This is a genomic window from Pseudoalteromonas sp. GW168-MNA-CIBAN-0100 (genome assembly GCF_040309225.1).
GTDB classification, from domain to species: domain Bacteria; phylum Pseudomonadota; class Gammaproteobacteria; order Enterobacterales; family Alteromonadaceae; genus Pseudoalteromonas; species Pseudoalteromonas arctica.
Genome location: NZ_JBEOOL010000008.1, coordinates 108,007 through 122,474 on the forward strand (window position 1 = coordinate 108,007; position 14,468 = coordinate 122,474).

General features: G+C 40.3%; 9 protein-coding genes and 1 pseudogene. 2 read left to right on the forward strand and 8 right to left on the reverse strand.

Going from position 1 to position 14,468, the window contains the following annotated elements; all coding sequences use genetic code 11:
• Nucleotides 1-582: 582 nt before the first annotated feature.
• The 8 genes and pseudogenes from AAEY62_RS06820 to fabR form a co-directional block, all read right to left on the reverse strand.
• Nucleotides 583-1,653, reverse strand: coding sequence for a hypothetical protein (locus AAEY62_RS06820; protein ID WP_350634744.1), 1,071 nt, complete (start codon nucleotides 1,651-1,653; stop codon nucleotides 583-585).
• A 45-nt stretch (nucleotides 1,654-1,698) separates the two neighbouring features.
• A pseudogene (locus AAEY62_RS06825) lies at nucleotides 1,699-2,774 on the reverse strand (TolB-like translocation protein).
• Nucleotides 2,775-2,935: 161 nt separating this feature from the next.
• A complete protein-coding gene (locus AAEY62_RS06830) occupies nucleotides 2,936-7,612 on the reverse strand; it encodes an OmpA family protein (protein ID WP_024589514.1) in 4,677 nt (1,558 codons plus the stop codon).
• Nucleotides 7,613-7,614: 2 nt separating this feature from the next.
• Nucleotides 7,615-8,685, reverse strand: coding sequence for a TolB-like translocation protein (locus AAEY62_RS06835; protein WP_024589513.1), 1,071 nt, complete (start codon nucleotides 8,683-8,685; stop codon nucleotides 7,615-7,617).
• A 94-nt stretch (nucleotides 8,686-8,779) separates the two neighbouring features.
• Nucleotides 8,780-9,142, reverse strand: coding sequence for a hypothetical protein (locus AAEY62_RS06840; RefSeq protein ID WP_024589512.1), 363 nt, complete (start codon nucleotides 9,140-9,142; stop codon nucleotides 8,780-8,782).
• A 1-nt stretch (nucleotide 9,143) separates the two neighbouring features.
• Nucleotides 9,144-9,800 (reverse strand): PGRP and LysM peptidoglycan-binding domain-containing protein, encoded by a 657-nt coding sequence (locus AAEY62_RS06845; protein WP_024589511.1) that lies wholly within the window; start codon nucleotides 9,798-9,800, stop codon nucleotides 9,144-9,146.
• A gap of 9 nt (nucleotides 9,801-9,809) precedes the next feature.
• Complete coding sequence (locus AAEY62_RS06850) at nucleotides 9,810-10,997, reverse strand: hypothetical protein (protein WP_231388426.1); 1,188 nt, start codon at nucleotides 10,995-10,997, stop codon at nucleotides 9,810-9,812.
• A gap of 129 nt (nucleotides 10,998-11,126) precedes the next feature.
• Entirely contained in the window at nucleotides 11,127-11,750 is a 624-nt protein-coding gene (fabR, locus tag AAEY62_RS06855) for an HTH-type transcriptional repressor FabR (RefSeq protein WP_007582233.1), read from the reverse strand.
• A gap of 126 nt (nucleotides 11,751-11,876) precedes the next feature.
• Between fabR and AAEY62_RS06860 the strand changes: the two genes are divergently transcribed.
• Together AAEY62_RS06860 and sthA are read left to right on the forward strand one after the other, a co-directional pair.
• Nucleotides 11,877-13,010: an acyl-CoA desaturase gene (locus AAEY62_RS06860; RefSeq protein WP_024589509.1), complete on the forward strand. Its 1,134-nt coding sequence runs from the start codon at nucleotides 11,877-11,879 to the stop codon at nucleotides 13,008-13,010.
• A 13-nt stretch (nucleotides 13,011-13,023) separates the two neighbouring features.
• Nucleotides 13,024-14,454, forward strand: a complete 1,431-nt coding sequence (gene sthA / locus AAEY62_RS06865) for a Si-specific NAD(P)(+) transhydrogenase (RefSeq protein ID WP_007582237.1) — start codon at nucleotides 13,024-13,026, stop codon at nucleotides 14,452-14,454.
• Nucleotides 14,455-14,468 lie beyond the last annotated feature (14 nt).

The following is a 14,468-nucleotide window of genomic DNA, read 5'->3' on the forward strand; positions in this document are numbered from 1 at the left end:
ATTCCTATGTTACCCAAATTTCAATTAATCCCAGCCGCGAGATAAAAAAAACCCCGCAATTGCGGGGTTTTTTAGTGTTCAACTCGATGCAAACACACTAATCCCCGCTTACTTGCCATAGCAGTAAGAGGTTAAGTTTTAGTGTAATTAAACGAATAATATGCATCTTGTTTTCTTATGTGTGTGTTCAGTGAAGCCTATTTTTAACATTACAAAGCCATGGAAGCAAGCATAAAAATTCCACAAAACACCTTTAAAACATAATCATAAAGAAAATAAAAACCAATAAACCTTAAATAACAAGATTAAAAATACCAAACACGCTTCTTGCCACCATAATCAAATCGGCTTTAAAGTGATCTCCGATTAGATAAGTTTTATTATTTTTATCTGGGCTTATAAAGTAATCCCATGTTTAATAATTAAAAAGTGCCATTACTCACTTTATCGACAAAATAGTCAAAGTGATTTGAGCTATATTGAGCCTACTTGCATATCAATAGAATCGATTCATTCTGTTCAAAGTATTCTGTTAATAAGTAAACTATTGGGCTTGCAGATCCTTTGCTTAGTTCATGCATATTAACTTCCTTGCATTGCCGAATTAGTAATTGCTATAGGGTATATTGAGCCCATACCCCAAATATTATTCTCTTTTTCTAATGCTTCTGATTGTTCGCCTGTCACTATGTTTATTATTCTTATAATACGCTCGGAAAGGAACCACCCTTTCTCATTACGCTCAGGCAAATTGCGATTGGTATATTCCAGCTGATAATCTTCTTTATCAGAGAAAATAACGCCATTACCTTCTCCTATTTCTGAGTTCTTTATTTCCGGGTTAGCAATATTCACCCAATGAAAATGTGCTTTTGGCCTTGAATGAGTCATAAATGCTAAATACTTCCCATCAGGTGAAATACGGTGGTTTTTCATCTCCCACGCTTTCGGAAAACCAAAATTAACTTTGCGTACTATTTCACCATTAAACTTATGTATCCAAAAGCCATCGTGCTTTATCGCTAAAAACTCTTTATCACCAGGCAGTAAAAAAGCAGCGCCGCTATGATGAATTTGCGGTCGAGAGATGAGTTCCCCTGTTGGTACATGGTAATTAAAGTGTTTGCCATCTGAGTAAAAAATGACGTTTTCACTGTCTGAGGTCCAGTTAAACCAAGGGTAGCCACCCCCGCCTGACATAGTAATTAGCTTTTTCTCTTTGGTGTCGTATAACTGGCGAGTCGCTCGGTCATTTATATAACCCGAAATAGCAATATAACGGTTATCTGGTAAGCGTGCTGGTGGATGCAATCCCGCAGGCTCCAGTTGGGTAAAAATTTCTTCTGGAATAATACGGCGCCTGTCTGAGCCATCTAACCGTGATGACCACAGCGTGCGTACTTCACTGTATTTATATTTATTCCAAAACATTAGCCGCGGGGTTGAAAATGTATCTGCATCGCCATACACCTCTTCACGTATTTCTAGTGGCCACTCTGGATGGTTTTTATGCTCTTTAGCCCATGGGTATTTAGCAACATCAACTTCTACTTGTGGTGAACTTTGCGATGAGGGCTCTGAGCAACCGCTTAGCAATAAGCTAAAACAAACGCAGAGGGCGCAAAGCACGCTGTGATTTTTTATAAACGTCATTATCAAAATCCTTTTTGGCTTTTATTTAGAGAAAGGCATGTATGGTTACAACCCCTGCGCTGCTACATTTGTAATCGCTATTGGACCTAAAGTATCAAGACCCCAAATACCCATTTCCTTTACGCGTGTGATTTTTTTTCACCTGTTAAAATATTCGTTTTAGTCATAATACTGTATATGTCAGGCACTTCATCCCGACTAGTTGGCCTTTTAAAATCGTTATAGCCAAATTTGAGGGTAACGTCTTTATCAAGTGAAAAAATTACATTGCTGCCCATACCTTTCTCTGAATGCTCTATTTCAGGATTGGCAATATTCACCCAATGAAAATGCGCTTTTGGTCTAATATGAGTCATAAACGCTAAGTATTTTCCATCCGGTGAGATACGGTGGTCCAGCATCTCCCATTTCCTCGGAAAACCAAAGTTCACTTTACGCACTACTTCACCATTAAACTTATGTATCCAAAAGCCATCGTGCTTTACAGCTAAAAACTCTTTATCACCTGGGAGTAAAAAAGCAGCGCCACTGTGGTGAATTTGCGGCCGAGAGGTTAGTTCCCCTGTTGGTACATTGTAGTTAAAATTTTTACCATCTGAGTAAAAAATGACGTTTTCACTGTCTGAGGTCCAGTTAAACCAAGGGTAGCCGCCCCCGCTTGACATGGTAATGAGTTTTTTCTCTTTGGTATCGTATAACTGGCGAGTCGCTCGGTCATTTATATAGCCCGAAATAGCAATATAACGGTTATCTGGTGAGCGTGCTGGTGCATGAATACTAATAGATTCAAGCTTTTGAAATACCTCTTCTGGAATAATACGGCGCCTGTCTGAGCCATCTAACCGTGATGACCACAGCGTGCGCACTGCACTGTATTTATATTTATTCCAAAACATTAACCGCGGGGTTGAAAATGTATCTGCATCACCATACACCTCTTCGCGTATTTCAAGTGGCCACTCTGGATGGTTTTTGTGCTCTTTAACCCATGGGTATTTAGAAACGTCAACGGCTGTTGTGTTTTTTGTACTTTGCGATGATGGCTCTGAGCAACCGCTTAGCAATAAGCTAAAACAAACGCAGAGGACGCAAAGCACGCTGTGATTTTTTAAAAACGTCATTATTAAAATCCTTTTAAGCAGTTAAAGTACTGAGCCAATCTGCACACTATGCCCATACCCTAATAAATAAAAAGCTCATATTCATGAGCTTTTTATTCTTGCTATAATTGCGCTGTTGCGCTCAGTTATGTTAGTGGTGACTACTTAAATTACGAATAAATTTATTCGCTTTTAAAAGCTCCTAGCGGCCTTACTTTCTTCTTTGTAGCATCTTCAACAAACCACTGTTTCACTTCATCTTCAGTCAACCCTTCCTCTGACAAGCGCTTATATAGGTCTTTTTGTGATGGGGTTGAATGATCGCTATTTAGCTCAGCGGCTAATTCTTTTAAATCAGCTTCTGGTAATGTTTTACCCCAAGGTAAATTGCTATTTGTAGGGTTCGGTAGTGGTAACTTTAACTGCAAGCCATGGTTGCTAATTTTATCAGTCATCGAACCGATATCATTAAAATTAAAGCCCGAATTTCCCGCCGAGTTAAAGCTAGCAATACCTAGCTCCATCGTATATTGCCTGTCCTCTTTGTCAGTAAACATATCACTAAATTGGCTTGTAAATATGTCTCCAAAAGGCCTTAAGCCGTTTACTTCAACACGCTTTGGCGACTCATATTTCAAACTAAAATTTGCCGCAAAAACAAAAACCTGCTCTTCACCGGCAAATGCTTCAGCGTCTTTATTATGCCAATTAAGCAGCGCTCGAGCCTGTTTACCTTTTTCGTTATAAGGGCCTGCGTTATTCAATAATTCAATTAACTCTTCATACTCTGGGCCTACCTGCTCATCAATTTGGCACTGGTTGTCATACCACTTATCCTCAAATTGATAGTCATCGTCATGCCACGTATCCACCATTTTATTTAAAATACGCTCTGTTTTATAACCTTTATTTGCATTACGTGTAGCTTTGCCTAAATAGCAAAGTTTTGACTTATACTTCGGGCCTTGATCATTAATACCAATAGTTTGCTGCAGTATTAAATCACATGGCACACTACGCCAATCTAAACCAATGAGTTTTTTTGTATAATTATCAGACTCTAGCTCTGTACAGGTGGCTACAACCATAATATCGACTTGGGTATTCCAATCAAAGTCATCAAATATTATGTCATCGCCAAACTGGCGTACTTTAAACCCTAAACTTTGTGCGGCAGCAAATTCACTCTCAAATAAACGAATAAATTGCCCTTGCCTTTGTATTTTACTGGTTATTAAATAAGGTTTACCCTCACCACCAAAGCGCACCAAAATTCTAATGCTTTTTTCCCCAGCAAAAAGCTCTGGATATACAAAGCTTGAGCTACTGCTCGTTAAAAAATCTTTTATTAATAGTGACTCTTCATTACCACCGTTACGCTTTGTATTTAAATCAACATAAAACTCATTCGCCACAAACTTATTTTTTATGCCTAAGGCATAGAGGACCTCAGCAGTGTCAGACTCAAAAATCATCTCATCACTATTATCTTTACGCTCCCCCATTAGTGGCAATACAACTTCACGGCTACTGCCAACTTGCGCACCAATGAAATAACGCATATCAGAGAAATTGTCATCTTGATAATATTCAACTGCAGAGTCGTTTATAATCGAGTAAAAAGCTTCTTCGTGCACCATAGGCTTGGTACCTAAATACGTTTTTGGCCCCAACTGAAAAAATGGTGTAAATACACAACCAAACTTTCCGGCAAAGTGCTTTTCATTATTTAATAGCTCAGACTCTACAAGCGGCCTTACTAGCTCTTTATAAGCAAGCTCGTTATTTACGCCATCACAGCGCGTTACTTTCAAGGTAATAGGGGCAATACCGGTCATCGTATCGTTAAACACAACGAGAACACGAATCGGGGTGAATGGCGTTAGCCGCTTTAGTTTATTGGCAATAATTGGCAACCATTTTTTTGAAGTCTGGTCTTGATAATATATAGCGCTGTGATGATAGCTCGCCTCACCATAGTCAGAAAATACTGGTTCAAATGTGTTTGCAAAGCTTTCGAGGTATTTATTGCCTTCTTTTTCTTGCGTAGCAAATGTGTGAATGGGGAAGTAATTTTGAAATTCAGCCGTAATATAATTATGCTCACGCGCTACTGTCGGCACCGTCATCATATAAAAACCATACGGGTTAGATTGCGATTGCAAATAAAGCGTGTTTTCAGGATCTGTAACTACGGCTTTACGTGTCGCTTTATCTAGCAAGCTGTAGTTATCACTAAAGCCGTAAAGTGCTTTTTTATCACCATTTTTACTTTGCTTTTGATTGGTAATGCTATCAATTAAAAATACCCAAAATGTATCCATCCTAATTGATGCACCGGGCAAATTAGGCAGTGCCCAGCTATCACCTAATAAAAAGTTTTCTATGTATTGTTTTACTTTATAGCGTTCTAAATTTGAATAATATTGGCTTTTATCACCTTCACGCTGAGCCCTTAGTAGCAATCCCATAAGGCCCGATATTGCCTCTGAGCGCAGCCTAAATTGAGCTGCCCATTGTGTACTTTGCTGCGTTTTTCCGTCTTTATTATATTCACTTAATAGCTCATGCATCATACCTTGATTAGCTGCACACTCCTGGCCTAGGCGTTTATCTCGCTGAATTTCTGCGTAGAATTGTTTACAGGCGTTATCGAGGAGTGCTTCATCCATTAAATTCGCAGCCGACGTAGCAATAGCGCCACCCGCTTTTATTACCGCTACTGCCGCGGCAATGGGAGCTGTTATTGGGATAAATGCCATAACACCCAGAGCAATGTTAATCATTTGCCACGCCATATCGTCGCCTGTTTCATCTACTTTTATATCATTGGCTACGGTTAAATTACGAAAGCGCTCTAAACTGTCCATACCTTCACGAGATGGGCAAACATTTATTTGGCTAATAGCATACGCCGCAATATGTACACGGCGGTTTTGTGCTCGGCTTGCCTCATCTTTATTATTTATAAGTGGTTGAGCATAACCCAGCCCAAGCACTTCAATACGCGCTTCATCAATGCCTGCTTGGGTCACTAAAATGTGCTTAACAGCCTCTGCTCGTCGCTCAGATAACGCAATATTATAATCGTAATTACCTATATCGCAGGTGTGGCCTGCCACGGTTACTTTAAGGTTCTCATTTTGCTTAAGCGCTTTTATAACGGCCTCGCTTTGCTGCAAAATAGTATTGCGGTAATCATCGGTTACTTGCTCGCTATTAAGCGAAAACGTTCCTTCAATTACGACATCTTTTACAATTTCTTTGGCACTTAAATGCTCAAAGTAATCGTTAGCAACCGTTTTATAGTGCCGTTTAGCTTGCGCTAAATTAGGGATATTTGTACCAAATTGCTGCAACGTAGTTTGCCCAAGTGCTGCAATATTTGTGGTTAAGTCAGCTATATTGAGTGCATTACCTGCTGCATCCATTGCCACCTTAGGAATGCCGAGCTTTTTACCTAAACTTTTATTATAGCTTTCCATTGCTGCTGGAGTGTTAGCTGGTAAGCGCCACAAATTTTCTGCAAGTGCTTGCCGCCAAGCATCGGTTGTAAAGGCTGCGCGAGCTTCACGTAGCTTTTTCCAAGCATCCTGACCATCTTGCATAGCAAACACGGAATCTAGCGTTGCTTGAATAGTTTTATCTTCTGTTTCGTTTAAATGAGTATGTATTGCTTTAGCAATTTTACTCCCTAAAACAAACTTACCATTAGTGGTAAAATTACCGTTACTGGCACTGGCTGTTATATCGGTATTTATTAACCCTGCGGCTAATTGTGCACGGCCTTTAGCCACCGCCCATCCATGGCAAAAGCTCTCAAAGCCGCTGGCTATTTTTATTGGTTCATCACTAACTTTTGCGCGACCAACCTCTTTACCGTTTTCATCTTTAATACTAATATTTTTAGGGTCATAGGTAGCATGCTCGGTTTTTAAATCTTTTGCATAACTTATTAAGTGGCTATAAAAGCGAGGAAATTGCTTTATTATTGCCTCTTCAACCGAAAGCGGATCGCAGTTAATTACATCAAACTCACCTGCCTCATTTTTTATATCAAAGTGGATCATTTCGGCAAGTTCATAGTAATAATGTGTGCCGTCAAATTTAATAGATTTAGTACACCAGCTTGCAATATTGGCCTCATAGGTATTCCGCTGAAGCCTTATTTTTACTCTATACAACCCTTTGGGTAGTATCTTGTTAGTACCGGTTATCACCGCTAAGTTAGTTTCAGTGACGAAAGTAGCTGGTATATCTCTACCTATAGGCGACGACAAAACAATATTTTCACCCGGAGAAAGAAGCGGGATGTTTGGGTTAATACTTAATACAACAGCCCTCGTTTTTGCCAACACATACGCTTGAATACTCTTTACGTTTTTTTGAATTATTTCCCTTTCATACCACTTATTGTAAGTGTCGTCTTCGCTATTTTCTGTAGGCTGTTTTAAATTGGTAATAGGGATTGTTTGTAACTCTAATAACGGTGTATTTGAGCTACTGTAATTTTTTAAATTATCAACAAATTCTTTAGCCCATCCTCTAGGGTTATTATTGGCAATGAGGCCAATGGACTCCATTGGCGGAATAATAATAGGCCGTTGATTATTAGCCATGTAGGCATGAAACGGCTGACGTACTTCTAATGAGTCACTATTTATTGTCGATAAAATACCGGCTTTATTCGTTTTTAACACAATAGGCTTTTTTGTATTATAAGTGGCTGACTTTGGCTGTTCAGCAATAACAATTCGGTTTGCTACCGGCGTTAATTTGCCAATCGGTTTATTATGTTTAACATATCCAGTTAGTAAATAAACCAATGGGCTTGCAGATCCTTTGCTAATATCATGCATAATTAGTTACTCTGTGCTTTTTGGTTGGTAATAGCGATAGGTGCTAAAACGTTAAGGCCCCAAATATTCATTTCTTTAGTACGCGTAATACGTTTCTCTCTCGTTAAAATATTGGCTCTAGTGATAATGCTATAAGTAACAGGTCTACCAAGCTCATCAACCTCGCCCATCGGGTTAAAACCAAATTTAAGCGTGACATTTTCGTCCAATGAAAATATCACTCCACCACCCTCCCCTTTTTCTGAGTGCTCTATTTCAGGGTTTGCAATATTCACCCAGTGGAAGTGAAAATCTTCTCTACCATACGTCATAAACGCTAAATACTTGCCGTCTGGTGAAATACGGTGGTTTTTCATTTCCCATGCTCTCGGAAAACCAAAGTTCACTTTACGCACTACTTCACCATTAAACTTATGTATCCAAAAGCCATCGTGCTTTACCGCTAAAAACTCTTTATCACCAGGCAGTAAAAAAGCAGCGCCACTGTGGTGAATTTGCGGTCGAGAGGTGAGTTCCCCTGTAGGTACATGGTAATTAAAGTTTTTGCCATCTGAGTAAAAAATGACGTTTTCACTGTCTGAGGTCCAATTAAACCACGGGTAGCCGCCACCGCTTGACATGGTGATTAGCTTTTTCTCTTTAGTATCGTATAACTGGCGAGTCGCTCGGTCATTTATATAGCCCGAAATAGCGATATAGCGGTTATCTGGTGAGCGTGCTGGTGCATGTATACTAATAGATTCAAGCTTTTGAAATACCTCTTCTGGAATAATACGGCGCCTGTCTGAACCATCTAACCGTGATGACCACAGTGTGCGCACTTCACTGCCTTTATATTTATTCCAAAACATTAACCGCGGGGTTGAAAATGTATCTGCATCTCCGTACACCTCTTCGCGTATTTCGAGTGGCCACTCTGGGTGGTTTTTGTGCTCTTTAGCCCATGGGTATTTAGCAACATCAACCTCTGCTTGTGGTGAACTTTGCGATGAGGGCTCTGAGCAACCGCTTAGCAGTAAGCTAAAACAAACGCTGAGAGCGCAAAGCATGCTGTGATTTTTTAAAAATGTCATTAAAACTATCCTTTTACTACATGCACTTATTTACGAGGTAATATAAATAAGTGCATTCATTAAAACTTGTGTTATTAAAATAAAGTGCTTGCACTTACTCTTCTACTATTTCTGCCATTAAAACGGTTTCTGGCGTTTGGTCGTGAAGCTCACTGAATGGGACATTGTCGAAAATATAATAAGCTGGCTGACCATCATTTGGGTCTTGCATTAAATCAAAATTGCCACTTTGAGGGATATCAGTAAATTTTATTTTTACCCAGGTAGAATCGAGCCTTACACTGGCTATAGACTGTACCTGTTGCCAGCTATGTTGTTTATTTATAAGTATAAGCTGCTCTTTATCGTACTTTGGCGTATTTGGATCAACCTGATACATAAATACAAAAGCAGGCTTAACCAGAGTTAACGGGTTTATGTTATTTACTACCATTGCCATACTGTGCGAGGCACTCATACTAACTCCCAAATACTTGTTGTAGTTTTGCTTTGGTTTTAGGGCCTGGTATGCCGTCTATGTCGAGATCGTGCTCGTACTGAAATTCCTTTACACCAATGCGAGTTTTTTTACCCATAACACCATCAACCGTACCACAATCAAACCCAAGCATATTGCACCGGCCTTGCACACCTGAAAGCGTGTCTATTGGATCTAGATTGCCTATTTGCACGTTAAAGCTTTTAGTTGGTGTGGTATCGCCTTCATTTAGGTATAAATCGACTGTGCCGGTTAGGGCGTCGTTACTATTAAGCTCTACTTCGATAAGCCCATCACTTTGCAATACGGTATCTATTGTTTGGTTACCAATATTAAGTACTACGCGTTTACCGACTACGTCATCGCCGTCGTCGTACGATACTTGCAGACGAAAGTACTCTTTTTCGTTTTGTACAACAAAGCTGTTAATACTGTTGGTGCGCAGCGGTATAAACTTTTCTTTTTTAGGCGGAATCGTAATTTTATCGCCCGGGTAAATTAAGTTTGGGTCTGGGCGTAGGGCTTTAAACTCTGCATTGCTTGGGTGGTTGTAAAGCGCTTTAGATGTTTGGTAGCCGTATTGCTTTGCTATGCGCAATAGCGTTTCACCTTGAGCTACAGTGTGTTGTTGGGTCATTGTGTATCCTTAAACTTTGCCTACAGACCAATCTTCGCTGTCGAGTTCAAAAAAGCTGACTTTAGCGTTTTCAAAGTCGGGGCCTGATACGTTGGCATAACCGTTTTGATCAAGTTGCCCGGTAATAATGTGGCCGTTGCGTAGGCGTATTTTGTAGCCCATATTAGCTTGTGGTTCGCCAGCTTCGTCGAGTAGTTCTATTTCGTAGGCTAAAGTGGGTTGTTCAACAGTAAATGTGGTGGTGTCGGTTGCGCCACTGGCCGTTACCGTAACATTATAAAGACCCGGTTTTACCTCAGCGTAGTGCTGCCAAAACGAGACTTCGTCTGGGCGTTTTTTTTCTAGTTGTAGTGTTATTTGACCACTTGTTGGCCCTTGCCACTGAATAACTACACTGCGACTGTTACTGCATGAGCCTTCTATATTGAGTTTCCAACCACTGGGTACTGTTAAGCTTGTGCCTGCTTTAGCAGGTTTTCGCTCGCTATAGCCTAAGTTGTAATCGTAAATTAAATTGGCATTTTTATAGCCGGTATATTGCTGTGCGAGTTGCTCTACGGTTTCGGCGGCGCTAAGTACATGGGTTGTAAAATTTTGCCTAACAGTGTGAGACGCTTTTAGTAGCATTGTGCTGTTTAGCTCTGGCTTATAAATACGTACAGCGGGCGCATGCTGTTGTATAGGTTGCGCTGCTTTTTTAGGTTTTTGGTTATAACTTTGCTGATTTATAAATTGCGGACTATTTTGCGCAGCTGATTGGCTGTTTATAAATGCAGAAGTGCTTGGCGTCATTACTGTGTTATTTATAAAAGTATTGTTTTGCAACGCTGTTTGCGATGATGTAATTGAACCATTATTAACCGCGCCCGAGTACTTTGTTGGTGCTTGAGTTTGTTTTGGGTAAACAGCTAGGCGTGTACTAGCTTGCTTAAACAGAGAATATGGTACCTTTTTCCACTCTTTGTCTTTAGCCCAATATTGGCACCGAGTGTCGTCGCGTAATCGCGCAGCTTGGTGTTTATCTAGCGCACCAAACAGGTTGTCTTGCAGTTGCCTTTGCAACACTTTAGGAAGTTTGCAAAGCTGAGCACGACTTAAATAAGAGAATGTAACCACAGGCTCTGAATTTTCAGGCTCATTATGTGGTTGTTCAAATAGTGGGGGGTAATTTAAGTTCACCGGATCCTTGGTGAGCATTTGCATCCTCGCTTTCTCTTAATAAGAGACTTATTTATTATTTAGTTACGGCTAAAAGGTATGCCGTTATTATAGTGCGTTAATATAAAGAAATAGGCACAAAAAATCTACAATGAATTTTTAAATTTGCTAACTTTGTTCAGTGTTTTCTCTTACGTAATGTCCGGCTCCACGAGTAATATAACGCAGCTGCCAAATAACGCGCTCAATCAATTCGTCGCGTTGCAATCCTTCTATATCGAGCGCTTCTGCACCCGCATTAAATACGAGCGTTACCATAGATTCCGCCTGAATATAGGCATGCATAGCGTTGCACTTAGTTTCGCTTTCTAGATAGTGAGCCAACTCTAAAATAAAATGCTTTACCTCGCGGGCTACAGCGGCTCTAAATGCTTTAGAAGTCCCAGATCGTTCTCGCAGCAACAACCTAAATTGGTTACTTGAGTTATCAATAAACTCCATAAAAGTAACCACTGAGGTATTTATAACACTGCCGCCATCGTTTGCTATTCGTCTGCGTGCTTGACGCATTAGTTGGCGAAGAGTTAAGCCCGCTTCGTCTACCATGGTTAAACCTAGCTCATCCATGTCTTTAAAATGACGATAAAAAGAAGTTGGGGCAATACCAGCTTCTCGTGCCACTTCGCGTAAACTTAAATTCGAAAAACTATGATCAGCACTCAGCTGATTAAATGCCGCTTGAATTAACGCCTGTCGTGTTTTTTGTTTCTGTTGCGCTCTAACACCCGACATCAACAGCTCCCTGAATTATTTTATATGAATATTTAGTGATATTAGCTCAATTGTACAGTCTAATACTTGACGACGAGAGTTTGAAATACTATTTTAGCTTACAGTTGTACGCTGAGATTGAGAATTATGAATAAACCACCGATTATTTGGACAAACGTCCTATTTTTTAGCCTAACCTTTTTGGCGGCTGCCACACTTGTACCTTGGTACGCCATTAGCTACGGATTTACCAGCGCGCATTGGATTGCTTTTGTTGGCTGCATGTTTTACGCAGGCTTATCAATTACTGCCGGCTACCATCGATTATGGGCACATAAAACCTATAACGCACACCCTGCAGTTGAATTTATTTTTGCGCTAGGCGGTGCTTTTGCACTACAAAACAGTGCTCTGCATTGGAGTAGCGATCACCGTATACATCACGGTCAAGTTGACGACCCAATAAAAGACCCTTACGCGGCTACCAATGGTTTTTGGTATAGCCATATCGGCTGGATGTTACGTGACTACCAAGGCGATAGCTACAACGACTATAGTAATTGTCGTGATTTACAACGAAATAAAGTCGTTATGTGGCAACATAAGCACTACTTAAAACTAGCTATTGCTATGAACGTAGGTTTGCCTCTTGCACTTGGTTTATTAGTTGGTGATGTGTGGGGTATGTTAATTCTTGCAGGTTTACTACGCTTAGTACTAAGCCAACACTTTACCTTTTTTATAAACTCAGTTGCACATATTTGGGGCTCTCGCCCATACACCGAAAAAAATACGGCACGCGATAACGGCTTTTTAGCGTTATTTACATACGGTGAGGGGTATCACAACTTCCACCATATTTTTGCAAGCGACTACCGTAACGGTATTAAATGGTTTCATTACGATCCAACAAAATGGATGATCCGCTCTTTAGCAGCTGTTGGTTTAGCTAATAAATTGAAGCGTACACCTGTTGAACGTATCGAAAAAGCAAAGGCCGAAACGCTAATGAGCAAAACGCAAACGCGTCTTGCAAAATTGCCTTTAGCACAAGATAAGATTACATTATTACAACAAGAGTACGATTTACTGCTGAAAAAACTGCAAAATTATTGTTCACTACAAAAACAAGTGTTAGAAGTTAAAAAAAATAACATGGCAAAGCAGTGTGAACGCTCAGCATTAATGGCACAATACCATGAGTTGGAAGCCGCCTGGGAAAATCAAAAACAGGCATGGCTAGCACTTAATGCGAGGTTATTAAAAGCCTCTTTTAATTAATTTAGGAGTGGCTGTGGCCAAACAACCAGAACAAAAAAAAGTACCCGTGACATACCAATATGATGCAATAATTATTGGCACGGGTCCTGGCGGTGAAGGTACCGCCATGAACCTTTCAAAAAACGACAAAAAAGTAGCGGTTATTGAACGCCAAGAATCAGTTGGTGGCGGTTGTGTACATTGGGGAACAATTCCTTCAAAAGCGCTTCGCCACTCTGTTAGCCGCTATATTGAATACAAAGCAAATCCGTTATTTAATGTTGGTGAGCGCCCTAGCCGCCTGACATTTCCTGATATTTTACGTCACGCAAGTTCTGTTATTTCTAAGCAATCTAATTTACGTAGTAGCTTTTACGATCGTAACCGCATTCATATGTTTCAAGGTGATGCGAGCTTTGTAGATAAGCACACAATTGAAGTAAAACGAAATGATGGTTCAACTGAGCGACTGACTGCTAAAACGATTGTTATAGCAACCGGCTCACGCCCTTATCGCCCACCAGAGGTAGATTTTACGCATTCTCGTATTTATGAGAGCGACACTATTTTAGGTCTTAAACACGACCCTCACCGCGTACTTATATACGGCGCTGGTGTAATTGGTTGTGAGTACGCTTCTATATTTAAAGGTTTAGGCGCTAAAGTTGATTTAGTTAATACACGCGACCGACTACTTGCTTTTATGGATGCTGAAATATCTGACGCGCTTAGCTATCACTTTTGGAACAGCGGTATTGTGATACGTCACAACGAAGAGTTTGACCGAATAGAGACCCGTGACGACTGCGTTATTATGCATTTAAAATCAGGCAAACGCGTAAAAGCTGACTGTATTTTATTTGCTAATGGCCGTACTGGTAACACTGATACATTAAACCTTGAAGCCATTGGTTTAAAAGCCGATAGCCGTGGCCAATTAAAAGTTAACGAAACATACCAAACAGAAGTTGATAACGTTTACGCTGTAGGTGATGTAATTGGCTATCCAAGCCTTGCTAGTGCTGCGTTTGACCAAGGTCGCATAGCTGCTGATGCAATTGCATGTGGTAACTGTGATGACAGACTGATTGTTGATATTCCGGCCGGTATTTATACCATCCCAGAAATGAGCTCAGTCGGTAAAACCGAGCAAGAGCTTACAGCCGCTAAAGTACCATATGAAGTTGGCCGTGCTCAGTTTAAGCATTTGGCACGTGCGCAAATTGCGGGCACTGAAGTAGGTAGTTTAAAAATATTATTCCACACTGAAACCAAAGAAGTACTTGGCGTACATTGTTTTGGCGAGCGTGCATCTGAAATTGTTCACATTGGCCAAGCCATTATGGAACAGAAAAATGGTGGCAATAATATCGACTACTTTGTAAATACCACATTTAACTACCCGACCATGGCTGAAGCCTACCGTGTTGCGGCATTAAATGGTTTAAATCGCTTATTTAAATAAGTAGTTTTAAAAGC